This window comes from Arthrobacter sp. 05L428 (assembly GCF_056397665.1).
The window spans coordinates 1-25,339 of record NZ_JBFTNW010000001.1; the positions used below are offsets into that span (position 1 = coordinate 1).

At 68.7% G+C, this 25,339-nt stretch carries 27 protein-coding genes and 1 pseudogene; 17 read left to right on the forward strand and 11 right to left on the reverse strand.

Annotated elements, in window-relative coordinates; translation table 11 throughout:
• Window positions 1-331, reverse strand: a pseudogene (locus AC1DH3_RS00005) (hypothetical protein); the annotation flags it as partial.
• Between the two features lie 90 nt (window positions 332-421).
• The gene (locus tag AC1DH3_RS00010) at window positions 422-1,033 is read right to left on the reverse strand and encodes a hypothetical protein (RefSeq protein WP_476908352.1); all 612 of its coding nucleotides are present in this window, start codon (window positions 1,031-1,033) and stop codon (window positions 422-424) included.
• A 559-nt stretch (window positions 1,034-1,592) separates the two neighbouring features.
• On the opposite strand from AC1DH3_RS00010, the gene AC1DH3_RS00015 reads away from it, so the two are divergent.
• Window positions 1,593-2,159: a type 1 glutamine amidotransferase domain-containing protein gene (locus tag AC1DH3_RS00015; protein WP_476908353.1), complete on the forward strand. Its 567-nt coding sequence runs from the start codon at window positions 1,593-1,595 to the stop codon at window positions 2,157-2,159.
• 159 nt (window positions 2,160-2,318) lie between these two features.
• On the forward strand, window positions 2,319-2,732 hold the full coding sequence (locus AC1DH3_RS00020) for a VOC family protein (protein WP_441416751.1): 414 nt from the start codon (window positions 2,319-2,321) through the stop codon (window positions 2,730-2,732).
• A gap of 19 nt (window positions 2,733-2,751) precedes the next feature.
• Here the strand turns inward: AC1DH3_RS00020 and AC1DH3_RS00025 are convergent, their stop codons facing one another.
• Window positions 2,752-3,000, reverse strand: a complete 249-nt coding sequence (locus AC1DH3_RS00025) for a hypothetical protein (protein WP_476908354.1) — start codon at window positions 2,998-3,000, stop codon at window positions 2,752-2,754.
• A 132-nt stretch (window positions 3,001-3,132) separates the two neighbouring features.
• Here AC1DH3_RS00025 and AC1DH3_RS00030 point away from each other — a divergent pair, with 132 nt between their 5' ends.
• The 3 genes from AC1DH3_RS00030 to AC1DH3_RS00040 all read left to right on the forward strand — a co-directional run bounded on the left by AC1DH3_RS00030 (window position 3,133) and on the right by AC1DH3_RS00040 (window position 5,134).
• The gene (locus AC1DH3_RS00030) at window positions 3,133-3,480 is read left to right on the forward strand and encodes a cupin domain-containing protein (protein ID WP_476908355.1); all 348 of its coding nucleotides are present in this window, start codon (window positions 3,133-3,135) and stop codon (window positions 3,478-3,480) included.
• A gap of 173 nt (window positions 3,481-3,653) precedes the next feature.
• Window positions 3,654-4,454, forward strand: a complete 801-nt coding sequence (locus AC1DH3_RS00035) for an alpha/beta fold hydrolase (RefSeq protein ID WP_476908356.1) — start codon at window positions 3,654-3,656, stop codon at window positions 4,452-4,454.
• The gene (locus tag AC1DH3_RS00040) at window positions 4,451-5,134 is read left to right on the forward strand and encodes an esterase/lipase family protein (protein ID WP_441416755.1); all 684 of its coding nucleotides are present in this window, start codon (window positions 4,451-4,453) and stop codon (window positions 5,132-5,134) included. Before AC1DH3_RS00035 ends, AC1DH3_RS00040 begins: the two co-directional genes overlap by 4 nt.
• A gap of 12 nt (window positions 5,135-5,146) precedes the next feature.
• Here AC1DH3_RS00040 and AC1DH3_RS00045 read toward each other — a convergent pair whose 3' ends face one another.
• The gene (locus tag AC1DH3_RS00045) at window positions 5,147-5,881 is read right to left on the reverse strand and encodes a GAF and ANTAR domain-containing protein (RefSeq protein ID WP_441416756.1); all 735 of its coding nucleotides are present in this window, start codon (window positions 5,879-5,881) and stop codon (window positions 5,147-5,149) included.
• A 311-nt stretch (window positions 5,882-6,192) separates the two neighbouring features.
• On the opposite strand from AC1DH3_RS00045, the gene mgtA reads away from it, so the two are divergent.
• The 3 genes from mgtA to AC1DH3_RS00060 all read left to right on the forward strand — a co-directional run bounded on the left by mgtA (window position 6,193) and on the right by AC1DH3_RS00060 (window position 10,813).
• Entirely contained in the window at window positions 6,193-8,940 is a 2,748-nt protein-coding gene (gene mgtA, locus AC1DH3_RS00050) for a magnesium-translocating P-type ATPase (RefSeq protein WP_476908357.1), read from the forward strand.
• A 101-nt stretch (window positions 8,941-9,041) separates the two neighbouring features.
• Window positions 9,042-10,403 carry a phosphoribosyltransferase family protein gene (locus AC1DH3_RS00055; protein ID WP_441416758.1) on the forward strand — a complete coding sequence of 454 codons (1,362 nt, stop codon included), beginning with the start codon at window positions 9,042-9,044 and terminating at the stop codon, window positions 10,401-10,403.
• Complete coding sequence (locus AC1DH3_RS00060; protein WP_476908358.1) at window positions 10,400-10,813, forward strand: DUF302 domain-containing protein; 414 nt, start codon at window positions 10,400-10,402, stop codon at window positions 10,811-10,813. Before AC1DH3_RS00055 ends, AC1DH3_RS00060 begins: the two co-directional genes overlap by 4 nt.
• 163 nt (window positions 10,814-10,976) lie before the next feature.
• Here the strand turns inward: AC1DH3_RS00060 and AC1DH3_RS00065 are convergent, their stop codons facing one another.
• The 4 genes from AC1DH3_RS00065 to AC1DH3_RS00080 all read right to left on the reverse strand — a co-directional run bounded on the left by AC1DH3_RS00065 (window position 10,977) and on the right by AC1DH3_RS00080 (window position 13,245).
• On the reverse strand, window positions 10,977-11,237 hold the full coding sequence (locus AC1DH3_RS00065) for a DUF6480 family protein (protein WP_441416760.1): 261 nt from the start codon (window positions 11,235-11,237) through the stop codon (window positions 10,977-10,979).
• Between the two features lie 117 nt (window positions 11,238-11,354).
• A complete protein-coding gene (locus AC1DH3_RS00070; protein ID WP_476908359.1) occupies window positions 11,355-12,032 on the reverse strand; it encodes a hypothetical protein in 678 nt (225 codons plus the stop codon).
• Window positions 12,029-12,742, reverse strand: a complete 714-nt coding sequence (locus AC1DH3_RS00075; RefSeq protein ID WP_476908360.1) for an SRPBCC family protein — start codon at window positions 12,740-12,742, stop codon at window positions 12,029-12,031. The genes AC1DH3_RS00070 and AC1DH3_RS00075 overlap by 4 nt, the downstream gene beginning before the upstream one ends.
• Window positions 12,743-12,780: 38 nt before the next feature.
• Window positions 12,781-13,245: a universal stress protein gene (locus tag AC1DH3_RS00080; protein ID WP_476908361.1), complete on the reverse strand. Its 465-nt coding sequence runs from the start codon at window positions 13,243-13,245 to the stop codon at window positions 12,781-12,783.
• A 147-nt stretch (window positions 13,246-13,392) separates the two neighbouring features.
• Here AC1DH3_RS00080 and AC1DH3_RS00085 point away from each other — a divergent pair, with 147 nt between their 5' ends.
• On the forward strand, window positions 13,393-14,265 hold the full coding sequence (locus AC1DH3_RS00085) for an NAD-dependent epimerase/dehydratase family protein (RefSeq protein ID WP_441416764.1): 873 nt from the start codon (window positions 13,393-13,395) through the stop codon (window positions 14,263-14,265).
• A gap of 37 nt (window positions 14,266-14,302) precedes the next feature.
• The gene (locus tag AC1DH3_RS00090) at window positions 14,303-15,334 is read left to right on the forward strand and encodes an aldo/keto reductase (protein ID WP_476908362.1); all 1,032 of its coding nucleotides are present in this window, start codon (window positions 14,303-14,305) and stop codon (window positions 15,332-15,334) included.
• A 73-nt stretch (window positions 15,335-15,407) separates the two neighbouring features.
• Here the strand turns inward: AC1DH3_RS00090 and AC1DH3_RS00095 are convergent, their stop codons facing one another.
• Complete coding sequence (locus AC1DH3_RS00095; protein ID WP_175323859.1) at window positions 15,408-16,142, reverse strand: FadR/GntR family transcriptional regulator; 735 nt, start codon at window positions 16,140-16,142, stop codon at window positions 15,408-15,410.
• A gap of 134 nt (window positions 16,143-16,276) precedes the next feature.
• On the opposite strand from AC1DH3_RS00095, the gene AC1DH3_RS00100 reads away from it, so the two are divergent.
• From AC1DH3_RS00100 to manD, 7 genes are all read left to right on the forward strand, one after another.
• Window positions 16,277-17,566, forward strand: coding sequence for an ABC transporter substrate-binding protein (locus AC1DH3_RS00100; protein ID WP_441416766.1), 1,290 nt, complete (start codon window positions 16,277-16,279; stop codon window positions 17,564-17,566).
• A 158-nt stretch (window positions 17,567-17,724) separates the two neighbouring features.
• Window positions 17,725-18,690: a carbohydrate ABC transporter permease gene (locus tag AC1DH3_RS00105; RefSeq protein WP_441416767.1), complete on the forward strand. Its 966-nt coding sequence runs from the start codon at window positions 17,725-17,727 to the stop codon at window positions 18,688-18,690.
• The gene (locus AC1DH3_RS00110; protein WP_441416768.1) at window positions 18,687-19,577 is read left to right on the forward strand and encodes a carbohydrate ABC transporter permease; all 891 of its coding nucleotides are present in this window, start codon (window positions 18,687-18,689) and stop codon (window positions 19,575-19,577) included. Before AC1DH3_RS00105 ends, AC1DH3_RS00110 begins: the two co-directional genes overlap by 4 nt.
• Before the next feature lie 7 nt (window positions 19,578-19,584).
• Entirely contained in the window at window positions 19,585-20,733 is a 1,149-nt protein-coding gene (dgoD, locus tag AC1DH3_RS00115; RefSeq protein ID WP_441416769.1) for a galactonate dehydratase, read from the forward strand.
• 5 nt (window positions 20,734-20,738) lie between these two features.
• Window positions 20,739-21,413, forward strand: a complete 675-nt coding sequence (locus AC1DH3_RS00120) for a bifunctional 4-hydroxy-2-oxoglutarate aldolase/2-dehydro-3-deoxy-phosphogluconate aldolase (protein ID WP_476908363.1) — start codon at window positions 20,739-20,741, stop codon at window positions 21,411-21,413.
• On the forward strand, window positions 21,410-22,399 hold the full coding sequence (locus tag AC1DH3_RS00125; protein ID WP_441416771.1) for a sugar kinase: 990 nt from the start codon (window positions 21,410-21,412) through the stop codon (window positions 22,397-22,399). Before AC1DH3_RS00120 ends, AC1DH3_RS00125 begins: the two co-directional genes overlap by 4 nt.
• A 65-nt stretch (window positions 22,400-22,464) precedes the next feature.
• Window positions 22,465-23,694 (forward strand): D-mannonate dehydratase ManD, encoded by a 1,230-nt coding sequence (gene manD, locus AC1DH3_RS00130; RefSeq protein WP_346957868.1) that lies wholly within the window; start codon window positions 22,465-22,467, stop codon window positions 23,692-23,694.
• Window positions 23,695-23,822: 128 nt separating this feature from the next.
• Here the strand turns inward: manD and AC1DH3_RS00135 are convergent, their stop codons facing one another.
• Both AC1DH3_RS00135 and AC1DH3_RS00140 read right to left on the reverse strand, forming a co-directional pair.
• Window positions 23,823-24,032 (reverse strand): hypothetical protein, encoded by a 210-nt coding sequence (locus AC1DH3_RS00135; RefSeq protein WP_346957867.1) that lies wholly within the window; start codon window positions 24,030-24,032, stop codon window positions 23,823-23,825.
• 116 nt (window positions 24,033-24,148) lie between these two features.
• A complete protein-coding gene (locus AC1DH3_RS00140; RefSeq protein WP_441416772.1) occupies window positions 24,149-25,246 on the reverse strand; it encodes a DNA alkylation repair protein in 1,098 nt (365 codons plus the stop codon).
• Between the last annotated feature and the right edge of the window lie 93 nt (window positions 25,247-25,339).

Here is a 25,339-nt window from a genome sequence, read left to right on the forward strand (position 1 = left end):
ACGTCGCCCCGAGCGTCACCGGTGCGGTGACAGGGACGATGACCTGGGTGCCGGAAGCGAGGCCCTCGCTTCCGGAGGTGGAGCTCCCGCCGGCGCTGGCCGGTGCCGGTGCGGTGGTCCCGCCCGTGGTGGCGGCGGAGTCGCCGAGGATCCCGATCGACGTCGCCCCGAGCGTCACCGGTGCGGTGACGGGGGCGATGACCTGGGTGCCGGAGGCGAGGCCGTCGCTTCCGGAGGTTGTATCCGCCGCGCAGGCGACGGAGGTTCCGAGGGCCAGGAGGCCGCCGGCAAAGAGGGTGCCAAGCAGCCCTCTGCGCAAGTTCGTATGCATGATGTTTTCTCCTGAAGATGTTGGTGTTGCGGACTGCATGGGCAGTCCGATGAGCCGTGGTCCGCCCGTTGCGGGGCAGAGGGGCTCCAACTAGTCGGGAGAAGATCCGGGGTCGAAAGACGCCGGTTTGGAAGCTTGGGGCAGCGGTTTGGTGGCCTCGCTCACGCCGGGCGGCGGTCGAAGCTGGAAGGGTGCGGTCACGGTGGCTGCACTCGGTCCGGACGGAGACTGGCTGCTGCCCGCCCCCGAACCAGGCACCCCGGGGACAACGCTAGGGAGTTCCTCACCGCCGAGGTCGCCGCCCGGCTGAAGTGGGGCGACGGATCCGCCTACTGCAGGCGGCACGGGGAGGGTCCCTGACTGTTGGGGGCTGTACTCATCTGCTGCCGGCGTGGGGACTGCTGCCGGCGTGGGGACTGCTGCGACGTCGGCGCGGGTGGCGTTCGGGTGCGAGGTCGCGGCCCCGCCCGTTGGTGCAGGCGTCGCGTCAAGTCGGGCGGCCTCCGGCCCCGCGGGGGCGGGCGGCGCAGAGGCGACGGGAGGCAGTGGGAGCGACTGCGCGCCGGTCAGCACATCACCCAGCGGCTCCACCACGGGAGCGGTGGCGGGCAGCGCCTCGATCGCGACGGGGATGATGGTCCCCACCAGGGCGGCGGCACCGGTGTCCACCAGTTCGACGGCGGGGGAGGCCAGGTCGGGCACCGTGCTCGCGGGAGCAACCGCTGGCGCTGCGGGAATTGAGGCAATAACCCTTTCAACGGAGCCCGCGACCTGCCCCAATGCCGGGGACAACAGCCCAGAGCTGTCGCCCCCGGCACTTGGGGACGCTGACCTGCTCGTGGATTCCGGCGGGGTAGACGGAGACGAAGATGCTGCGTTCAGGCCCCCCGGAATTTCCAGGTCCGTGCCGGTCTCTGCGCTGGCGGCTGTTGCGGAAAGTGCCAGCCACAGCGCCGTCGCTGCACCGGCCAGCAACACGGGTCGAAGCAGGCGCGGGGCGCGCCCGGAAGATCGTTCGTGCAACACGTGCAACACCCCCCAGGTGCGGCGCATAGGTCGAGACGATTAGTTCGGCATCTTCCGTCACCATAGCCACAGCAGCAACGGGAAGTCCATAGAAATGCAACAAATCAACCACATAGTCAGCTTGCTTATTATTTTCCTGTTTCCTAGAGTTGACTGGGTAAGGCACCAATCTCTCCGCGTGGGACATGAACGGCCGAACGGCTCTTGGACCCTCGCGCTGGCTAGAGGAGGACACATGTCGGAACACAACATCGCAGGCAAGAAGGTCGCGTTTCTGCTGACGGACGGCGTCGAGCAGATCGAGCTGACCAGCCCGTGGAACGCGGTCAAGGACGCGGGCGGCGAACCCACCCTGGTGGCGCCCAAGAGCGGAAAGCTGCAGGGCTATGACGGCACGGAAAAGGGTGAGACCTTCGACGTCGACCTGACCGTCGACCAGGCCAACGCCTCCGGCTTCCATGCCCTCGTGATTCCCGGCGGCGTCGTAAACGCCGACCACCTCCGCGTCGACAAAGGTGCCCAAGCCTTCGCCCGCGGCTTCTTTGAACAGCACAAGCCGGTGGCCTCGATCTGCCACGGCCCCTGGTTGCTGATCGACGCCGGCGTCGTGAGCGGGCGGAACCTCACCTCGTACCACACGCTTCAGACAGACCTGAAGAACGCGGGCGCGAACTGGACGGATGAGGAAGTGGTGGTGGACCAGGGCCTCGTGACGAGCCGGAACCCGGACGATCTGCCGGCGTTCAACGACAAGCTGCTCGAAGAAATCGCCGAAGGGGAGCACGCCGGCCAGACCGCCTAGGCGGCCTCCGACGGGAGCCGCCGCCGGGGACAGCTCCCTGGCGGCGGGCGGGCCCTATGAAGAGTGCACGGTTTCGGGCAGGATATGCCTGTACGCTGCGGCGGAGCGGGCGTTGAATTCGCCCGCACCGCCGCCACCCGCTACCAAGGAGTCCCGGATATGACCACGCTTAACCCTTACCTTGGCTTCCGCGACAACGCGCGGGAGGCCATGACCTTCTACCAGTCTGTGTTTGGCGGCGAGCTGAATATGAGCACCTTCGCCGAATTCCAGGCCAGCGAGGACCCTGCCGAGCAGGACAAGATCATGCACGCCATGCTGACCGGCGAAAAGGGGCTGGTGCTGATGGGTGCCGACACCCCGAACAGCATGGACTACACCCCCGGCAACAACTTCTCGGTGTCCCTCAGCGGCACCGACGAGGCTGAATTGCGCGGCTACTGGGACAAGCTGTCAGATGGCGGCACCGTGACGATGCCGCTGGAGAAGGCCCCGTGGGGAGACACCTTCGGCATGTGCAAGGACAAGTTCGGCGTGGACTGGCTCGTCAACATCGCGCCGGCCGCCAGCTAGGCCGGCCGGCGGCGGCTGCTCAGTCCGGCGTGGTGTCGGTGGTGAGGCCGCGGTCGTCCGCTGTCTTTTCGTCGTCTTCCTCTGCCGGTCCAGGCACCGTCTGCGAGTCGCTCCTGCCCGGTGCGTGCGTTCCGGACGTGCCGGATTCCGGAGCGCCCGCCGCCGTCTGGGGAGTGTCAATGCCGCTACCTTCGCGCGGGACGGGCTTCTGGGCGCCCTCCACACCGTCATTCACGATGTCCTCGGGCTCGACTGGCTTGTTGCTCATGCGTTCCTCCGATGGTGGGTCCGTGGGTTTCACCCCCGGATGGTCACACCAAACTACAGTGGAGGCATGCCCTAGTACAGCCGGCCGCAGTACGCTCTGGCGCGCGACTTCCGCCGGGACTAGAGTCTGGCCATGGACCAGGATCCGGTGGCAACGAACCCGGGCTTGTACCGGGTGGTATTCGAGAATGAACGGGTGCGCGTGCTGGAGTACACGGACCAGCCCGGGGAAAATACCGTCGAGCATTCTCATCCCGACAGCGTGATGATCACGCTCAGCAGCTTCCGCCGCCGGCTCTCCGCCCACGGCCGGGAGGTCGACGTCGAACTTCCCTCAGGGCTGGCGCGCTGGCTGCCCGCGCAGTCCCACTCGGGCGAGAACACCGGCGACACCGAGACCCACACAATCTTCGTCGAGCTCAAGGAGGCTGCCCCGGAGCGGGAAAGCACCGAAGAGCCCCTCGGTCTCGCGCCCAGCTAGCGGCGCCAGCCGTTTCGCCGTTTCGCCGTTTCGCCGTTTCGATGGCTCCCTGCGCACACGACGTTTCCGCGGTACGGACCCGCAGGGAACCGTCGAAATGGGTCCGGGGCATCCGGGGCCAGCGAGAGTCTGTCAGTATGCTTACTAGACACTGAACAGAAACGAGACCCACCATGAGCACGCCCGTGCGGATCGAGGTCGAGGCCGCTGGCCATCTGGGCCACGTCTTTGCCTCCCGGCGGCCGGCCGGAACGCAGACGGCTGCACCCGCCGTCGTACTCCTCCACGGGATCGGGGCCTCGCACCGCTACCTGCGCCGCCTGCACGGGCTGCTGGCTGACTCCGTTGACACGTTCTCGATGGACTTGCCGGGCTTCGGGGCCACGCCCACGCCGGAGCACACGCTCACCGTTGCGGAGCAGGCCACCTACCTCCTTGGCGCGCTCGAGCAGCTGGGAGTGCTGGAGTTCGTGGTGGTGGGGCACTCGATGGGGACCCAGTTCGCGGTGGAAGCCGCCCTGCAGCAGCCGCAGCGGATACCCCATGTGGTGCTGATGGGTCCGGTGGTCAATGACAAGCGGCCGACCGTGGCGCAGCAGGCCCTGGCACTGGGCCGGGACTGCCTGTTCTTCGAGAGCCCGTCCTCCAACGCCTTGGTTTTCACCGACTATCTCCGCTGCGGACCGGACTGGTACCTGAAGAACCTGCGGATCATGATGGACTACCGCCTCGAGGAGCGGATCGGCGCGGTGAGCGCCCCCGTCCTCGTGCTGCGCGGCGCGAACGACCCGGTGGCCCCGGTGGACTGGTGCCGCCGGCTTGCCGGACGGGCGGCCACCGGACAGTTCGAAGAGATCCCAGGAACCGGGCACGTGGTCCAGCACAACCGCGCCGTCGAGGTTGCCGGCTCCATCCTTGCCTTCGCCGGCATCGCAGCTGATGAAAGCGAAGCGCCGCAAGGATTCACCGCGTGAGCACGCTCGTCCAGATCGCCGGCTGGTGGGCCCGGGACTATGCCTACGCCGTCGGCCGGCAGCTGCGCAGTGCGGTCTCCCGCGTCAGTCCCGACGAATTCCTCAGCGGCACCGGACGGCCCGTCGTCGTCATCCCCGGCATCTACGAGGACTGGCGCTTTATGCTTCCGCTGATCCGGGAGCTGCACGAGGCAGGGCACCCGGTGCACGTGGTGACCGTGCTGCAGCGCAACCGGCTCGCGGTACCGAAGGCGGCGGCACTGATCGCCGACTACCTCCACCAGAGGGACCTCAGGGACACGATGATTGTGGCGCACAGCAAGGGCGGGCTGATCGGCAAGTACACGATGATGTCGCTGGACCAGACGCGGCGCATCACCCGGATGGTGGCGGTGTGCTCCCCGTTCTTGGGTTCCCGTTACGCAAGCTACATGCTGTTGCCGAGCCTGCGGGCGTTGTCGCCGCGCAACGCCGTCACCTTGCAGCTGTCCCGCGAGCAGAGCGTCAACGAACGCATCACTTCCGTCTACGGCCTCTTCGATCCGCACATCCCGGAGGGCAGCGTGCTTCCCGGAGCGCGGAACGTCCAGCTGGATACCGGCGGCCATTTCCGGATCCTTGCCGACGAGGACACCATCCGCACCGTGCTGGCAGAAGCGGGCGCGCCGGCCCCGGTGTGAGGGGTCCGGGGCCTAGTCCTCGAAGTGGGTCCGCGTCGGGCCCTGGCCCAGACCGTCCACGATGGCGGAGGCGACGGCGTGAAGCTTGACGTTGCGGGTGCTTGATGCGGTCTTTAGCAGCTCGAAGGCTTCGGCCTGGCTGCACCGGTTCTGCGCCATGATGATGCCGACCGCGACGTCGATCGCGGTGCGCGTCTCCAGCGTCGCCTTGAGGTTGTCGGCCGTCTCGCTGAAGTGCGCGAAACGCACTGCCAGCCCCAGAGCCATGGTCGTTTGTCGCACGAAGATGCTCGCCAGCTCCTGGGCGCGTTCGTCAAAGCGGTGGGGACGGTGTGAATACAGGTTCAGCGCGGCGCGGGTTTCGCCGTCGAGCAGGAACGGTACGGCGAGGATGGAGCGCATGCCGTGCTCCCGGACCATGGCGGCGCACTGCGGCCAGCGCGTGTCGTCGTCGAGGTCGGCAATGTATACCGTTTCCTGTTCGCGGGAGGCCGTCACGCAGGGGCCGTCGCTGAAGCCGTACTGGATTTCGTCCATGGCCTGCGCAGCCGTACTGCTGCTGGCCACGGTGGCGGCTTTCCGTTGCCGGAGCAGCGTAATTCCACACAGGACTTCGTCGCCGGGCTCGGAAAGGCTGCGCGCCGAGACGCGGGCCAATTCGCCGAGGAATTCCTCCACGTCGGCGCTGTTCAACACGAGCTGATGCAAGTGCTGGTTGATCGATGTTGCGGTTGACTCGCTTACCACTATTCCTTGATGCCGTTTCGCTCGGGTCGAATCGAGCCGGCGAGGCGGAACGCACCACAGCAGCGAAAGAGGGCGGTGGTAGCGGCAGCGAAGCCGGATCGAAGAACTATCCAACGGCCTTCTGCTAAACCGTACCGGGAAAAATTATATACAGGACTTTGCAGCCGTTTTGCCGGGACATTCGCCGGATCCTTTCGGCGGATTCGGCGCGGGGCCGGCAGCCCGGCCGCGAGCCTTCCCCGACCCAAATGACTCCCGGCGGCTCCCGACGTAGTCTTAGCGGTATCTCGAGGTAGTCGGACGGATTCTGTATGTCACAGCTCGAAACCAGGGAGTCCGCCTCCCCGCCGCTCACCATCGCGGACGCCGCCGGCACCGAGGCGGGCACAGTGCTCGCCCGGCTGGGTTCAGTTGCGGGTGGTCTAAGCGAAGCGGAAGCGGCGGAGCGGCTTGCCGTGCTGGGGCCGAATGCGGTCCGCACGCATGAGGCAAGTGGCTGGTCCGTGCTGGGCCGGCAATTCCGCAGCCCCATCCTGATCCTGCTGCTCGTCACCGCCGGGCTCTCGCTCTTCCTGGGGGACGCCACCAACTCGATCGTCATTGGTGTGATCCTGCTTGTCAGTGTGGGCCTGGGCTTCAGCAACGAATTCCGGGCCGAGCGCGCCGCGGAGGCGCTGCATTCACGGGTCACGCACACCGCCGTCGTGCTCCGCGACGGCACCGCGCGCGAGGTGGACGTGACCGCCCTGGTGCCCGGCGACGTCGTGCAGCTGGGCCTGGGCGCAATCATCCCGGCCGACCTGCGCCTGCTGACGGTCAAGGACCTGCTCTGCGACGAAAGCATCCTGACCGGGGAGTCGCTGCCGGTGGGCAAGGATCCCGCGCCGGTGGCCGGCGGCGTCGCCCTGGGGGACCTGACGTCCTGCTTGTTCATGGGCACCGTCATCCAGTCCGGCAGCTGCACCGGGGTGGTGGTGGCGACCGGCGGCCGGGCGGAGTTCGGCCGGATTGCGCTCGGCCTGGGCGAACGGCAGCCGCAGACCGAATTCCAGCTCGGGCTCAAGCGGTTCTCTTTCCTGCTGCTGCAGGTGGCCATCGCACTGACTTCGCTCATCTTCATCGCCAACCTGCTGCTGCAGCGGCCGGTGATCGAGTCGCTGCTGTTCTCCCTGGCCATCGCCGTGGGAATCACCCCGCAGCTGCTGCCCGCCGTCGTCAGCACGAGCCTGGCCACCGGCACCCGCCAGCTGGCCAAACGCAAAGTGCTGGTCAAGCGGCTGGTCTGCATCGAGGACCTCGGCGACATGGACATCCTGGTCACGGACAAGACCGGAACCCTGACGGAGGGCCGGATCAGCTTCACGGCGGCCCTGCCGGTGGCGGCCGGCGTGTCCGCGGATAAGCTGTTCAGCCTGGGGCTGCTGGCCACCGAGGCGGACTACGCGGAGGCGAAACGGTCCGTCCTCGGGCAAAACCCGCTGGACGCCGCGCTCTGGCAGTCCCCGCAGGCGGCGGCGTTCGAACCTTCGCGCTATGAACGGCTCGACGTGATCGACTTTGACCACCAGCGCCGGCGGACCAGCGTGCTGGTCCGCGAGGCCGGCGGCCCCGCCCGGATCATCACCAAGGGCTCGCCGGAGGACGTCCTGGCCCTGTGCGGCGCCACGGCCGCCAAGGTGCAGGCCCTGCTGGACGAACAGTTCGACGCCGGTTCGCGGGTGGTGGCCGTGGCCACCCGGGACGCCGCCGGCATGGAGGACATGTCACCGGCTGACGAGAAGGACCTGGTCCTGGCCGGCTTCCTGGTCTTCCTCGACCGGCCCAAGGCGAATGCGCGGGAGTCCCTGGACCGGCTGGAGGCGCTGGGAATTACGGTCAAGATTGCCACCGGGGACAACGCGAAGGTGGCCGAGCGGGTCTGCGACGAACTCGGTGTGCTCTCCGGCGGGACCATTACCGGCGCCGAGGCGGAGGCGATGTCCGACCCGGAGTTGAGCGCGGCGGCCCGCGAGGCCAGCATTTTCGCCCGCGTCTCGCCGGAGCAGAAGGCCCGGATCATCCGGCTGCTGCGCCAGAGCGGCGGCGCGGTCGGGTTCATGGGCGACGGCGTCAACGATGCGCTCGCGCTCCACCAGGCCGACATCGGCGTCTCCGTGGACAGCGCCACCGACGTCGCCAAGGACGCCGCCGACGTCGTGCTGCTGGACAAGGACCTCGGCGTGCTGGCCGACGGCGTCATGGAAGGACGGCGGATCTTCGCCAACACCATCAAGTACGTGCTGATGGGCACCTCCAGCAACTTCGGCAACATGTTCAGCGCCGCAACGGCCTCCGTGGTGCTGAGCTTCCTGCCGATGCTGCCGGGGCAGATCCTGCTCAACAACCTGCTCTACGACACCGGCCAGCTGGCCATCCCGGGGGACCGGGTGGACAAGGAGCAGCTGCTGGCACCGGCGCACTGGAACATATCCTTCATCCGGCGCTTCATGTTCCTCTTCGGCCCGATCAGCTCGGTGTTCGACTTCGCGACGTTCGCCCTGATGCTCTTTGTCTTCGACGCGGTGCCGGGGGAGTTCCGGGCCGGCTGGTTCATCGAGTCGATCGCGACCCAGACGCTGATCATCTTTGCGATCCGGACCCGCCGGGTGCCCTTCCTGCGCAGCCGGCCGTCGCTCGGACTGCTCGGCGCGTCGCTGGGCGTGGTGGCCCTGGGGGTCTTCCTTCCGCTGTCCCCGCTGGCGGCGGTCCTGGGCTTCGATCCGCTGCCGGTTCCGTTCTTCCTGGCCCTGCTGGGCATGACCGTGGTGTACCTGGTGCTGGTGGAGCTGGCCAAGCAGTGGTTTTTCTCCCGGGCGGCGCAGCAACCGGCCGCACCGGTGCTGCCAAGGGTCCGGCGCCGGGGCAAGGACCACCATGTGGCCCGCCGCGCCGCACGCTTCAGCACCACGGAACCGGCCACCCGTCAAGCACGCAGGGCCCCGCTGGCACCCCGCCGGGGACGGCCGGTCCGGCGCAAACGAAACCGGGTACAAGGGCCCTCACATCCCGGGAACTCCTGACGGATAGTGGGATGAAACGGCCAACTTGGTCCGATGCCCGGCCTGCGGAGCGCAGCGCCGGATGAGCCCGGCGGCCGGCGCCCGATTGGAAAGCCAAGACAATGAGCATTTTTGAAGACAGGGTTGATGCCGGGCGGCAACTGGGGCGGCGGCTCGCGGATCTGCGCGGCAAGGACATTGTGGTCCTCGGCCTGCCCCGCGGCGGCGTCCCGGTCGCCTTCGAGGTGGCCGCGGCCCTGGACGCACCGCTGGACGTGATTGTGGTGCGGAAGCTCGGGCTGCCCTACCAGCCGGAACTTGCCATGGGGGCGATCGGGGAGGGCGGCGCGAGGGTGCTGGAAGAGCATGTGCTGGCCCAGGCAAGGGTGAGCGAGCAGGAGCTGCAGGCAGTCGAGAACCGCGAACGGGCCGTGCTGGAGAACCGGGTGGCGCGGTTCCGGAAGGGGCGCGCGCGCCAGGACCTGACCGGCCGCATCGCGGTGATCGTCGACGACGGAATCGCCACCGGCTCCACTGCCCGGGTCGCCTGCCGCATCGCCCGCAAACTGGGCGCCGCCCGGGTGATCCTGGCCGTGCCCGTCGCCCCGGCGGACACCCTGGCGAGCCTGAGCGAACCCGACGAGGTGGTCTGCCTGGCCACTCCCCGGCACTTCGCCGCCGTCGGATACCACTACCGCGACTTCTCGCCCACCGAGGACGACGAGGTGATCCAGCTGCTCGACGCCGCCGCCCGGCGCCTGAAGGACTCGCCGCGTCCGGCCGGGACGACGGCGGTCTCCGAGGACCCGGTGGAATTCGACGAAGAGGTGGAGATCCCGTCCCGGGGTGTCCGGCTGCAGGGCCATCTGCACCTGCCCGTGCCGGCCCGCGCTGTGGTGGTGTTCGCCCACGGGAGCGGCAGCAGCCGGCACAGCCCGCGGAACCGCTTCGTGGCCAGCCTGCTCCAGCGCGCCGGGCTGGGCACCCTGCTGCTCGACCTGCTCACGCCGGGGGAGGAGCGCAACCGCGCCAACGTCTTCGACATCGAGTTGCTGGCGCGCCGGCTGTCCTCGGCCACCGACTGGCTCGCCACCCGCGAGGACACCGCCTCCTGCGCCGTCGGATATTTCGGGGCGAGTACCGGGGCGGGCGCCGCGCTGTGGTCCGCCTCCGAACCCTCCGCACGGATCGCCGCCGTCGTTTCCCGCGGCGGCCGTCCCGACCTGGCCGGCCCGAGGCTTTCCGCCGTCCGCGCGCCGACGCTGCTGATCGTGGGCAGCTTCGACTATGAGGTGCTTGAACTCAACCGCAAGGCCAAAGCCATGATGCGGTGCCCCAATCAGCTGGCCGTGGTCCAGGGCGCCACGCACCTGTTCGAGGAGCCCGGCACGCTGGCCGCGGCGGCCATCCTGGCCAGGGACTGGTTCGCCAAGTACCTCCTGCCCGTGTCCGAACCGACCCCACCAGCCAGGAGTGAGCCATGAGCTATACCTACACCGCCGTCCTCCCGCTGAGCTGGGCGGACGCCGTCGAGAAGACCCGGGCCGCCCTCGCGGGCCAAGGCTTTGGGATCCTCTCCGAGATCAACGTCCGCGACACTTTTGCCGCCAAGCTTGGGGAGGACGCCGCGCAGGTCCTGGGCGACTACGTGATCCTCGGGGCCTGCAACCCGCAGCTGGCAAGCCGCGCCCTGGCGGCCGAGCCGGAAATGGGCGCCCTGCTGCCGTGCAATGTGGTGGTCCGGCGCGGCCCGGGCGCCGCCGATACGACGGTGGACGTGATCGATCCCCAGACCATGGTGCAACTCAGCGACAGCCCCGCGGTCCGTGAGGTGGCGGACGACGCCGGCGCCCGGCTCCGTGCCGCCCTGGCCCAGCTGTCGGCGGACGCCTAGGTGGGTGCCGGCCGCGGCCAGTCCGACGCCGGCGACGTTCCTGCCCGGTTCATCCGGTCCGCAGCCGGGGGAAGCCCGGCCCCCGCGCGGAACCGCGGCCCGTGTGGGGCCCGGGCCGCCAACAACCGGGCGGGAACGTCTCGGTCAGTCCCGTTAGGGTGCGTTACTCGCTGTGGCCTTGGTCGCGGCTCATCGAGCCCTCCGCCGGCGGCGTCTCACCCGGCGGGACACCCCCGCCCGGCTCCAGCCCGGTAATCTTGCCGCTGAGTGGATCGGGATTGGGCGAAGCTCCCTGGTCGGCGGCCTGGGGCTCCTGATCGCCGCGCTGCGCCGCGTTCGGCACGCTCTGTGGACGCGCGGAACCGCCACCCGGTTTTGGCGGATCGGGGTTGGCCGGGTCATTTTCCGGATGGTACGTGCTCATGGTTATGCCTTCCCTGGTTACGGTAACTCTGGGTGCTTAATAAGCATGCTGATTATCCTAGCCGTCCGGACGTGGATCCGGCCATGAAAGGTCAGCGGGGGCCGGAGGAAGGAGCTCCTAGGCGCCGTGGGTCTTGTGCTGCCCGTTGTGGCGGGCGCGGAACGCGTACACCAGCAAGGCGATCCCGGCCAGGATCATGGCGGCCGGGAGGGCGAAGTCCACGGCGATGAGCACGGCCGTCGCCTGCAGAGCGAAGGCCACGCCAAGCACGGCGAGAACTGCCGCCGGGACCAGGGGCCACTTCATCCGGCCGGTGTTGTCTGGGGTCCGGACCGGAACCAGGGAAAGCAGCCAGAAGGTGGCCGCCAGCCCGAGGAACAGGACGGCGGCCACAGGTGTGCCCTGCAGTTCCTGCGGTAGGGCCACGACGATGGCCAGCGTGAACATCACCCCGCACGGGATCAGGGCCCACCAGTTGGCCCGTTCGCGCAGATAGACCGCGGCGAATCCGGCCGCCATGAACAGGAAAAGGAAGGCGCCGCCCGCGCGGCCGTCCGTGAGTTGCGTGGCGGTGATGACCGCGGCCAGGCCCAGGAACACCGAGCCGGGGATTGCCGCCCACCAGTTCTCCCGGCCCCGGAAAAAGAGGGACAGGAACAGCACGCCCACCGCGGCGAAGATCAGCGGCGCCAGATACGCGGCGCTCTCGACGATGCCGAGCACATCCAGCAGCCACAGCACACCGACCGTCATCAGGACAATGCCGGCGAGAATGCTGGTCCTTGCCGATTTCACCGCGGCCCTCCCCGGCGGCGCCTGCTGCGGGGCCGGCGCCGCTCCACGCGGGAGCGGATTCCCAGCAGCATCCGGCGCTCCATCAGGAACTGCAGCGGTTCAAGCACGACGCGCAGCGGGATGCCCAGCGGCAGCGGCGAGTAGTCATAGCGGGTCCGCGAGAGCAACCGGGTGCTGCGGGCACCGAGCGGCTCCAGCACGAAGGTCCAGCCCAGTTCCAGGCGAGGTCCGGCCAGACGGCGTCCCTCCGCCGCGGGATGCCCGGTGATGTGATCTGTGATGTGCCCGGTGCGCGGATCCATGGTGCCGCCCAGGGCCAGCACCGCCCCCGGTTCGAGCCGCCGGACCGGGATGCCGGCGCCGGGGGCGAGCGGAATGGTGTCTCCGACAGAGAGCTGTTGAAATTCGGGCAGGATCCGATCCGCACTGTGCATGCCCAGCCCCACCGCATTCTCCAGGGCGTCATAGCTGTACATCCCGCCGCGGCCGGACCCCAGCTGGACGAGCCACGGCCACACCGCGGCGGGCAGCGCGGCGATGTTGACGGCCCGTGTGCTTTGCAGGCGCGCGGTGGGTACCAGTTCATCGCCCGGCAGGGGGCCGGCCGCTTCCTGGGCGGTCGCTCCCCAGTGCAGCAGGCGGGGCCGTACGGCGAGGACGTAGCCTGCGGCCGCCGCCGCGGCAGCCAGCGCCGCGAGCGGCCCTTTCAACCGGGCGGGCAAGCGGGGCGCAGCCGTGCGGCCTGCGTTCATTCGGTCGGCTGGCCTTCGCCGGCCTCCTGGCCGACCACCAGCACCGGGCAATGGGCGTGGGCCGCACAGGCGCCGCTGACCGACCCCATCACCTGGGCGAGGAAGCCGCCCTGGCCGCGCCGTCCCACCACAAGCAGTTGCGCGTCCTTGCTCTCCTCGATCAGCACCTTGGCCGGCGGCCCGAACTTGATCTGCCGGCTCAGCTGCTCCGGGCGGGAGCTGCCGAAGGCCCGTTCCAGCGACTGTTCCACCAGGCGCTTGGCGGTCTCCTCGAGCTCGCCTGGCGAGGCGGTGCGTTCTTCCGGCAGGTGGGACGCGAGGAAGAAATCCGAGGTGCCCAGGCACGTGATGACCTCCAGCGGGGCGTTCAGGCTGGTGGCCATGCGCCCGGCGAGCCGGAGTGCCGTCGTTGAAAACTCGGAGCCGTCCACGCCCACGACTATCCGCTGATCTCCGCTCATGGCACCCACCCTGCCCCGTCACCGCGGCAGTGCCTAGGGCCAAAGGTCACCGCGGCGGCGCGCCCCGGCGGGTGCGGGGTGCACCGGGGACGCCGTCCGATCTAGGGTGGGGGGACGGCAGCCGCCCCGACGACCGAGGAGACCTTGATGAGAATTGCAGTTACCGGAGGAAGCGGAAAGCTCGGCAGGAACGTGGTCCGCAGGCTCACCGACGACGGCCACCAGGTCACCAACCTGGACCAGGCGGGCGAGCGGGAGCACGGATTCACCCGCGTGGACCTGCGCAACTACGGGCAGGTCGTCGACGTCATCCTCGGCCTGGATGACCGGCATGAAGGCTTCGACGCAATCGTGCACCTGGCCGCCATCCCGGCCCCGGGCCTCGCTCCCGACGCCGCGACCTTCGAGAACAACATGCAGGCCACCTACAACGTGTTCCAGGCCGCGCGCCGGGCCGGCATCAAGAAGATTGTCTACGCCTCCAGCGAGACGGTGCTGGGACTGCCGTTCGACGTCGACCCTCCCTACATCCCGGTGGACGAGGAATACCCGGCCCGGCCGGAAAGCACCTACTCGCTGGTCAAGCACCTCGAAGAGCAGATGGCGATCCAGCTGACCCGCTGGGACCCCACGCTGAGCATTACCGGCCTGCGGTTCTCCAACGTGATGGACCCGGAGGACTACGAGGAGTTCCCGTCGTTCGACGCCGATGCCTCGCTGCGCAAATGGAACCTCTGGGGCTACATTGATGGCCGCGACGGCGCGCAGGCCGTGGCTCGGGCGCTGGAGCACGGCAAGCCGGGCTTCGAGGCCTTCATCATCGCCAACGAGGACACCGTGATGAGCCGCCCCAGCAGCGAGTTGGCCGCCGAGGTGTTCCCCAACGTCAAGGTGGTCAAGGAACTCGGCGAGCACGAGACGATGCTCTCGATCGACAAGGCCAAACGGCTCCTGGGCTACGCCCCGGAGCACAGCTGGCGGAACTACCACTCGCTGCGCACCACGCCCACCGAGGACTGAAGCGCGGCCTGACCCCCACCGACCACTGAGGAGTTCCATGCAATACCGCACCCTGGGCAACAGCGGCGCCGTTGTCTCCAACTATGCGCTGGGCACCATGACCTTCGGCGCCGAGGCCAGTGAGGAGCAGTCCCGCGCCATCCTGGACGCCTACTTCGAGGCCGGCGGCAACTTCATCGACACTGCCGACGTTTACAGCTCGGGGGTGTCGGAGGAAATCATCGGCCGGTGGCTGGCCGAACGGCCCGAGCTCCGGGACCGGGCCGTCGTGGCGACGAAGGGACGCTTCCCGATGGGCCAGGCACCCAACGACGTCGGGACCTCCCGCCGTCACCTGGCCCGGGCGTTGGATGACTCGCTGCGCCGGCTCGGCGTCGAGCAGATCGACCTTTACCAGCTGCACGCGTGGGATCCGGTGACCCCGCTGGAGGAGACCCTCCGGTTCCTGCACGACGCCGTCAGCAGCGGCAAGATCGCCTACTACGGCTTCTCCAACTTCCTGGGCTGGCAGCTGACCAAGGCCGTCCACGTGGCCAGGGCCCAGGGCTGGAGCGCGCCCGTGACACTGCAGCCGCAGTACAGCCTGCTGGTCCGCGAGATCGAGTCGGAAATCGTCCCGGCAGCGCTCGACGCCGGCATCGGCCTGCTGCCCTGGTCGCCTTTGGGCGGCGGCTGGCTGTCCGGCAAGTACAAGCGCGACCAGCCGCCCGCCGGCGCCACCCGGCTCGGCGAAAATCCCAAACGCGGGATGGAGGCGTGGGAGGCCCGCAACGGTGACCCGCGGACCTGGGACGTCATTGCCGAGGTGCAGGAAACGGCGGGGCGGCACGGCGTGAGCCCGTCCCAGGTGGCGCTCGCGTGGCTGGCGGACCGGCCGGCGGTCACCTCGGTGATCCTGGGGGCGCGGAGCACCGAGCAGCTCGCGGACAATCTGGCGGCAGCGGACCTCCGGCTTACCGACGCTGAGACGGATCGGCTGACCGAGGTCAGCCAGCCCCGCGTCGGCGTCTATCCGTACGGGCCCATGGCCCAGGAGCAGCGCAGCCGAAAGCTCGAGGGCGGCCGCTAGGGAACAACGCGGGGTCAGATACGGCCCATCCCGGGGCCCAACATGGGCCGTATCTGACCCCGCGTCGTGGTTCTTAGGCCGGACCGCCCTGGTGGCTGGACCAGATGTCGCCGATCTCCTCGGTGGACTGCTCCACGATCCGGCGCATCGCCGCGTGCGCGGTGTCCATCTCGCCGCGCTGGATGGCGCTGGCCACGTCCACGTGCAGCTGGAGCGCCTCGTGCTGGGGCAGGTGCGGCATCAGGCCGTGCTCGGTGCGGCCGGTGAGGACCTCGGCAACCAAGTTGTGCAGCTGCGAAAACATCGGGTTGCCCGAGGCCCGGAGCACGGAGGCATGGAACTCGATGTCGAGCCGCAGGAACTCGTCCTGGTTCCCGCGCTGCCCGGCCGCCCAGAGCCGCGCGGCCTGGGCGACGAGATCGCTGCCGGTGTCCCAGGAGGCCCGTTCGGCCGCCAGTCGGGCCGCCTGCGGCTCGATCGCGCCGCGGAGTTCGTTCAGCGCCCGCAACTGGTCCACCCGCCTGGATGAGGCCAGCCGCCAGCGGATCACCTGCGGGTCGTAGAGGTTCCAGGACTCCTCCGGCTGCACCACCGTGCCCAGCCGGCGCCGGGATTCCAGCATGCCCATCGAGGAGAGCACCCGGGTGGCCTCCCGCACCACCGAGCGCGACACGCTGTGCTGCGCCTCCAGCTCGTCCAGGCGGAGGATCGAGTGCGGCGCCAGGCTCCCCTCGGCAATAGCGAGCCCCAGGGTCTGGACGAGCACGGAGTGCAGGTCTGCTGAAGACTCCGCCTTTGGGGTTTGCATGAATAAATCATACGGGTGGGCGCAAGGGGTTGTTTAAGTCTGCTTTATTTCTCTAAGATCGCTCCAGAGCAGATGTAAAGATGCATCCGCGGGTGGCTGGAGCCTGATCCGGCCCTGAAGACAAGGGAGTCGTAATGAAGCGACGTTCAATTGTGAAGTACGCGGCCGTAGCCGCGGCGCTGTCGCTCGGGCTGACCGCCTGCGGCGGCGGTGGCGGCGACGCCAAGGCCGCCGGCACGGTCCGGGTCACGCTGGCCAACCACGTATGGACCGAGGGCATCAAGGCCGCCATTCCGGAATTCGAAAAGGCGACCGGCCTCAAGGTCGAACTCACCCAGCTCGGCGAAGACCAGCTTTCGGACCAGTACAACGTCAAGCTCAACGCCGGCAGCGACGAGATCGACGTGATGATGTACCGTCCGCTGCAGGAGGGCAAGGCGTTCGCCAAGAACGGCTACCTCGCTGACCTGACGTCCAAGGTCTCCTCGGACGCGAACTGGGACTGGAAGGACTACCAGGAAGGACCCGTCAAGGCCACCACGGTGGACGGCAAGGTCGTCGGCGTCCCGATCATCACCGAACGCGAAGTCCTTTACTACCGCAAGGACCTGCTGCAGGCCGCCGGCATCCAGGTCCCCAAGACCATGGACGAGCTCGAGGCCGCCGCCAAGAAGATCGCCGCCGCCAACCCGGACACCGCCGGCTTCGTGGCCCGCACCGGCAAGTCCGCGGCCGTGACCCAGTTCTCCAGCTTCCTCTACAGCTTCGGCGGTGACTTCACCGACGCCGACGGCAAGTCCGCCGTCGGCAGTGACGCAGCGAAGAAGGCCTACTCCTTCTACGGCGGCCTGATCAAGAACTACGGCCCCAAGAACGTCAGCACCGACATGAGCTGGCCCGAGGCGATGGCAATCTTCACCCAGGGCAAGGCCGCCTTCTACACCGAAGCGGACTCGCTCTACAAGAACGCCACCGATCCGGCCAAGTCCAAGGTCGCGGACAAGGTCGGCTTTGCCCAGCTGCCCGCCGGCCCCGCCGGTTCCAAGCCGTACAACATCCCGTCGTGGGGCCTGGCCGTCAACCAGGCGTCCGGCAACCAGGACAACGCCTGGAAGTTCATCCAGTGGGCCACCAGCAAGGAACGCACGCTGGCAGCACAGAAGGCCGGCGTCCCCGGTCCGCGTGCCTCGGTCTGGGCCGACCCGGCCGGAACCTCCACCTACCCGAAGGACCTGGCCGAGGCCATCGCCGCCAGCGCCAAGGCCGGTGTGGGCCACGACCGTCCCCAGGTTGTCACCGTGGGCAAGGCCCGCGAGATCGTCGGTGCCCCGATCGTCGCCACCATCACCGGGGGCGACGCCTCGGCAGCGGCTGACACCGCCAACGACGCCTTCCAGAAGTTCCTGGACAGCGAAAAGAAGTAGCGCTCCGGCGCACCGCGCCTGACGCAACTGCTTCGCAAACTGCGTCACAAACTGTGACGCAAACTGCCTGACGCAACACTGCCCGGCGGGACGGCTGCCCAGCCGCCGTCCCGCCGCGGCAACGCTCTTCACTTCACCCCCAACTCCTTAGGTGAACCATGTCTGTACTGAACACCTCCCGCGGCGGCACCACCCGCGGCGCCGGCCGCAGCGCGGCCCGCACGCCCGGCCCGGGGGAGAACTTCTCCGCCTGGGCCAACCGGCACCGCAAGTGGCTTTTCGCCGCGCCCGCCATGATCTTCGTGGGCGTCCTGATCATCTTTCCGCTGGCCTGGACGCTGTACCTGAGCCTGACGGACTCGCAGGGGTCGGTCCGCGCCGCATCCGAGTTCATCGGCCTGGAGAACTACGTGACGGTACTCTCCGACGTCGAACGGTTCTGGCCCGCCGTCGGCCGCACGCTGTCCTTCACCGGCGTCGCCCTGGTCTGCGAGGTCGTTCTGGGCATGGGCATCGCCCTGCTGCTGTGGCGGCCCTTCCGCGGCGAAAAATGGGTGCGGGTCGCCATCCTGCTGCCGCTTGTCGCCACCCCGGTGGCCGTCGGCATGATGTGGCGGCTGATCTTCGACCCGAACATCGGCTTCGTCAACCAGCTGCTCGGCATGATCGGCATCCCGCCGCAGCCGTGGCTGTCCGGCCAGGACACCGCCCTGGGCACCACGATCTTCATGGACATCTGGCAGTGGACCCCGATGGTCGTGCTGATCCTGCTCGCCGGCCTGACCTCGCTCTCCGAGGAACCGGACGAGGCCGCCCGGATGGACGGCGCCAACGCCGCCCAGCGCTTCTTCTTCATCACCCTGCCGCTGATGATGCCGACCGTAATCGTCGCCATCCTGCTGCGCGGCATCGACGCCCTGAAGACCTTCGACATCCTCTACGCCACCAAGGGCAAGGGCGGCGGCTCCTTCCACGAGGTGGAGACCCTCAACGTCTACGCCTACGGCCTGAGCTTCGACTACAACCAGTACGGGCTCTCCTCCGCGGTGCTGATCCTGTTCTTCATGATCATCATCGGCACCATGTGGCTGCTGACCATGCGCAAGAAAGCGGTAAGCAAATGACCGTCCAGACCCAAGACACCCAATCCCGGACCGCAGCCGCCCGGCAGGCACCGGCCCCGCGCCGCCGCAAGCCGCTGGCCACCCGCGCCTACAAGGTGTTCCGTGTTGCCGCCCTGGTCGCGGTGGTGCTGTTCCTGGTCGCGCCGCTGATCTGGATGCTGCTGGCGTCCTTCAAGACCAACGTGGACATTTACGACACGGCCAAGTCGTTCGTCTTCACTCCCACTGGCGAGAACTACGCCAACGTGCTGCAGCGGAACAACTACTTCGTCTTCATCTTCAACAGCTTCTGGGTGGCGTTCGTCTCCACCGCACTGTCGCTGGTCCTCGGCGTCCCGGCGGCCTACGCGATGAGCCGCTTCACCATGCACCGCTCGGCCCTGGTGGTCCTGATGGCCCGCGTCATCCCGGGCGTCTCGCTGCTGGTGCCCTGGTACTACGTCTTCTCCAACCTGAAGATGGTGGGCGGCTTCGAGGTGCTGATCCTCAGCCACATGTTCGTCGCGCTGCCGCTGATCGTCTACATCATGATGAGCTACTTCGATTCGCTGCCGCTGGAGCTGGAGGAATCGGCCCAGGTTGACGGCCTCACCCCGATCGGCGCGTTCCGCCGCATCACGCTGCCGCTGTCCGTCTCCGGTATCGCCACCGCCGGCATCCTGTCCTTCATCTTCTCGTGGAACAACTTCATGTTCGCCCTGGTGCTCTCCGGCTCCAAGACCAAGACCCTGCCGGTGGCGATCTTCGACTTCGTCTCCTACGCCAGCATCGACTGGGGCGGGCTGATGGCGGCCGCCACGGTGGTCACCATCCCGATCATGATCATTGCGCTCTTCACGCAGAAGTACATCGTCTCCGGTCTGACCGCCGGTGCGACCAAGGGCTAGGCAGCACATGACACGCATCAGCAGGATTGAAACCTTCCTCGTCGCGCCGCGCTGGCTCTTCGTCCGGATCGAAACCGACAGCGGGATCGTCGGCTGGGGCGAGGCCAGCTGCGAGGGCCGCAGCGAAACGGTGCGCACCGCCGTCGACCAGCTCTCCGAGCTGCTGATCGGCAACGACGCACTCCGGATCGAGGACCACTGGCAGGTCATGACCAAGGGCTCCTTCTACCGGGGCGGGCCCATCCTGGCCAGCGCTGTCTCCGGCCTGGACCAGGCGCTGTGGGACATCGCGGGGAAGCATTTCAACACCCCCGTGCACCAGCTCCTGGGCGGCCACGTCCGCGACCGGATCCGGATGTACGGCTGGGTGGGCGGGGACGAGCCGAACGAGGTGGCGGACCAGATCAGCGCCCAGCTGGAGGTAGGTCTCACCGCGGTGAAGATGAACGCCAGCGGCCGGATGAGCCCGATCGCCTCCGTCGCCGAACTCGACGGCGTCGTCCGCCGGGTCGCCGCCGCCCGCGAGGTGCTCGGTGACCACCGCGACGTCGCCGTCGACTTCCACGGCCGCTTTAGCCTGGCCAACGCCCGGCGCGTGGCGCCGCTGCTGGAACCGTACCGGCCCTTCTTCCTCGAAGAACCCGTGGTCCCGGAAAACACCCACCTGCTCCGGGAGTTCACCTCATCGACCACGACGCCGGTCTCCACCGGCGAGCGGCTCTACAGCCGGCAGGAATTCCTGCCCGCGCTGCAGGCCGGCATCGCCGTGGCCCAGCCGGACCTCTCACACGCCGGCGGCATCACCGAGGTCCGCAAGATCGCCTCGCTCGCCGAAATCTACGAGGTCCAGCTGGCCCCGCACTGCCCGCTCGGCCCGCTGGCACTCGCCGCCTGCCTGCAGGTGGGCTTCGCGACGCCCAACTTCCTGATCCAGGAGCAAAGCATCGGCATCCACTACAACCAGGGCGCCGAGGTCCTTGACTACGTGGTGGACAAGAGTCCGCTGAAATTCGTCGACGGCCACATCGAACGGCTGACCGGGCCTGGCCTGGGCATCGAGATCGACGAGGCCGTGGTCCGTGCCGCGGACAAGCGCGGCCACGCCTGGCGCGGACCGGTCTGGCGCCACCCCGACGGCGCCTTCGCAGAATGGTGAATGAGATGACATCCGAACCCACCCCCGAGAACCTGCTGGCCGGAATCCGTGAGACCCGCCTCGTGGCGATCGTGCGCGGCACCGATGGCGGGGCCGCCGCCAAGGCTGCCCTCGCGGCCATGGAGGAAGGCTTCCGCTACGTCGAGATCGCCCTGACCACCCCGGACGCGCTGGCCGCGATCCGCACGGTCCGTGCCGCCGCACCCGCCGGCTGCTTCGTCGGGGCCGGCACGGTCCTCACCGCCGCGGACGTGGAAGACGTCGCCGACGCCGGCGGACAGTTCATGGTGACGCCTTCGCTCGCCAGCTCCATCCAGGAAGCCGCCCGCCTGCGGATCCCCGTTCTGGCCGGGGCCCTCACCCCCAGCGAGGCCTACGAGGCGATGAACCGCGGTGCCACCGCGGTGAAGCTCTTCCCCGCCTCCATCGGCGGTCCCGGCTACCTCAAGGCACTCCGCGACCCCTTCCCCGGCATCCCGTTCATCGCCGTGGGCGGCGTCGGGCTCGACGAGGCGGCCGGGTACTGGGACGCCGGCGCTATCGCGGTCGGACTCGGCGGCCCGCTGTTCGGCGACGCCGGCTCGGGCGGGAACCTTGCCCCGATGCGCGAACGGGCCCGCGCCTTCGTCGACCTGGCGTCCGGATACGGCCGGCGGATGGCCGCGGAGCCTGCGCGGTGACCGTCGACCTGCTCACCCTGGGCGAATCGATGGTCTCGCTGCGCTCCGCGGGGCCGCTGTCCGCCGGCGGCAGCCTCGGCATGCACGTGGCCGGGGCGGAGTCCAACGTCGCCGTCGGCGTCGCCCGGCTGGGCCACAGTGTTGCCTGGGCCGGCGTCGTCGGCGCGGATCCGCATGGCGAGTTCATCCTCCGGCAGCTGCGCTCCGAGGGCATCGCGGTGCAGCACCGGGTGGATGGGGCCCGGGCCACCGGGGTGATGTTCCTGGAACGGCGCACGGCGGACATCAGCCGGGCCTACTACTACCGGGCCGGTTCCGCCGGGTCCACGATCAGCCGCGAGGACGTGGACCGGGCCTTCGTCGCCGGCCCGCGCGTCCTGCACCTGACCGGTATCACCGCCGCACTGAGCCCGGATGCCCGGCGTGCCGTCGAATACGCGGCCGCGCGCGGCGCAGCCGAAGGCCTGGCGGTCTCCCTCGACGTCAACTACCGCAGCAAACTGTGGTCCCGTGACGAGGCCCGCGCCGTCCTCACCCCGATCGCCCGGCACGCGACCGTCCTGGTCGCCTCCGACGACGAACTCGGGCTGGTCGCCGGCATGGGGGCCGCAGGCCTGGGGGACGCCGGCAGCGGGGCATGTCCCGAAGCCGCCGAACTGGCCATGGCCGCCGAGCTCCTGGAGCGCGGTGTCCGGGAGGTCGTGGTCAAGCGCGGCGCCGCCGGCGCCGGGGTCCACACCGCAGCCGGCCGCTGGGAGGCCCCCGCCGTGCCGGTGACCAGTATCGACACCGTCGGTGCGGGGGACGCCTTCACCGCGGGCTATCTTTCCGCCCTGCTCGACGGCGGCGACGTCGCCGCCCGCCTCAAGCGCGGCACCCTCGCCGGCGCCTTTGCGGTCAGCACCGCCGGTGACTGCGAGGGCCTCCCCAGCGCCGCGGAACTGGCGCTGCTGGATACCGCCCCGGACGGAAGCACCCAGCGCTAAGACCCCCAACCTTCCGGAACCATCCCGGAATCCCTCCCGACCGACACCGAAAGCCTGGACCAGCCGTGAAAATCATTGCCGCCGAAGTCTTTGTGACCAGCCCCTCCCGCAACTTCGTCACGTTGCGGATCACCACCGAGGACGGTGTCACCGGTATCGGCGACGCCACCCTCAACGGCCGTGAGCTGGCCGTCGCCGCGTACCTGAAGGAGCATGTTGCGCAGCTGCTGATCGGCAAGGACCCGCACCGGATCGAGGACACCTGGCAGTTCCTCTACCGGTCCTCGTACTGGCGCCGCGGCCCCGTCACAATGGCCGCGATCGCCGCCGTCGACATGGCGCTCTGGGACATCAAGGGCAAGCTGGCCGGCATGCCCGTCTACCAGCTGCTGGGCGGGGCGTCCCGGAACGGCCTGCGCGCGTACGGCCACGCCTCCGGCTCGGACCTGGAATCGCTGTTCGACTCGGTCCGCGAACACCTGGAGCTGGGCTACAAGTCGATCCGGATCCAGACCGCCGTGCCCGGCATCAAGGCCGTGTACGGGGTCGCGGCGCAGGCACAGGCCTCGGGGGAGCGGTACGACTACGAACCCGCCGGGCGCGGTGCGTTCCCGCAGGAGGAGGACTGGGACACCCGCGCCTACCTGCGGCACCTGCCGACGGTGTTCGAGGCGGTCCGGAACGAGTTCGGACCGGAAATCCCGCTGCTGCACGACGGGCACCACCGGATGACGCCGATCCAGGCCGCGAAGCTGGGCAAGGCGCTGGAACCCTACGACCTGTTCTGGCTGGAGGACTGCACCCCGGCGGAAAACCAGGAGGCGCTGCGCCTGGTCCGGCAGCACACCACCACGCCGCTGGCCATCGGTGAAATCTTCAACACCGTGTACGACTACCAGACCATCATCAAGGAACAGCTGATCGACTACGTCCGGGCCGCCTCCACGCACTTCGGCGGTATCTCGCCGCTGAAGAAAGTCATGGACTTCGCCGCGCAGTACCAGATCAAGTCCGGCTTCCACGGCCCCACGGACATCTCCCCGGTCGGGTTCGCCGCGCAGCTGCACGTGGGCCTGGCCATCCACAACTACGGGATCCAGGAATACATGCAGCACTCGGATGCAACCAACGAGGTCTTCGAGCAGTCCATGACCTTCGTTGACGGCTACCTGCACCCGGGGGAGACCCCCGGCATCGGCGTCGAGTTCAACGAGGAGGCCGCCGCGGCCTACCCGTACCAGCAGGCCTACCTGCCCTACAACCGCCTCGTCGACGGCACCGTCCATGACTGGTGATTGGCCACGGCTGGTGAACCGCCGCTGAAGCCAAAAAGGTCCCGGGCGGCGATTCGCAGCTCAGCCGCCCGGGACCTGGTCTGGTTAGCGGCCGGGGCGCGTCGTCCCCGGGCCGCCGCGCCCGCGGCCTAGCGGACGACTTCCCGTGTCATCCCGAAGGGGACCTGGTCCGAAAGTGCGGCCGTGTAGTGCCCCGGCTTGTGCCGGGTCAGCAGGATGCCGTGGGTGCCGGTGAGCATGGCGAGCCGCTGCAGCCCCTGGACGGCGTCGTTGAGCCGGTCGTCCAGGAGTTGGCGATTGTCGACCTGGATCTCGATGCATTCGCTTGCTGTCGTCATCGCACTGTCTTTCCGGGAGGTGGTCGCCGCGGGGCCAACGGCTGAAGCGAGGATAACGTCTGATTTAAATGTGAGTCAAATCACCACGCGGGCACGCCGCCGTCCGTTTCCGGAGCCTAGGTCAGCACCGTGAAACCGGCCCCCGGATAGCGCACCCCGTTGACCTGCGGCTGCAGCGCGTGGTCGCCGGGGTGGTGGACCCGGGTGGTCATCTGGCGGAAGGCGTGGCGCTTCGAAAATGTCCTGGATTCACCCGGCCCGAGGACGGCCGTGCCGAGCTTGAACACTTTGTCCGCGAGGACGCCGTTGGCTTTGGCGTAGTGCACCACGTAGTCGACGGCGATGCGGGCCTCCGCCGGGCCGGTGTTGGCGACGTCGAAATCGAAGCCCAGGTCTCCCGGCAGTTCCACGACGGTGCGGTCGAGTCGGGGAGGCGTCACGGCGAGCGACGCCGGCGCGAAGCCGAGCAACTCCAGCGCGCCGGGGTGGGCCTTCTTGACCAGGGTCCGCAGGCCGTGGCGGACCACCCTGGCGGTGTTCGCGTCCGGCTCCGCCAGCCAGCGCGCTGCGGCGGCGACCACTTCGTCGGGGGCATGCCGGGCCAGGTCGTTCAGGTGGTTGGCCACCGACCGCCGGACATCCTCGACCGGGTCGCGGTACAGGGCGTCCAGGATCGGGAGGGTTGCCGCCGGCCGGGCCGTGAGTCCGGGAACACGGATTGCCCACGGCAGGTACGCCCGGGTGCCCTCGCTGGCGAGCCGTCGGACCTGCCAGTCGGGGTGGCTGGTCCAGCGCTGGATGACCGTCAGGGCCCGGTCGAGGTCCGCATCCAGGAGCCGCCGGATGGCGAATTCACCCGTGAGCCGCGGAGTCAGCTCGGCGAGCAGCGACAAGCAGTCCTCGAAATCGGCGGGGCCCCTCCGGGCAAGGGCGAGGGTGGCGGCCGCCTCGCTGACCGGCCAGATCATCCAGCCGGTGAAGTCCGGGTCCTTCAGCGCCTGGCGGAAGACCGCCGCCGCAGCGGTGTAGTCGGCGGGCAGATCGGTGAGCAGGGCGCTGCTGAGCAGGTCGGTGCGTTCGCGCAGGCCCAGCCCGTCCAGCTGCCCGGCCGTGCCGGCCAGTTGCGGGAAGCGGCGGCCGGGGGAAGCAGCGGCAAGGATCCGTCCCAGCGAGCCGACCACCCCGGGGTTGATCAGTTCGTTCATGACACCCATGGGTTCAGGCTACCGGCGGGAACGGCGCGGGACCGGCTGCCGGTCCGACGCGCCCGCGGCGCGGGAACCGGGATATTCTTCACGTTGGGAATG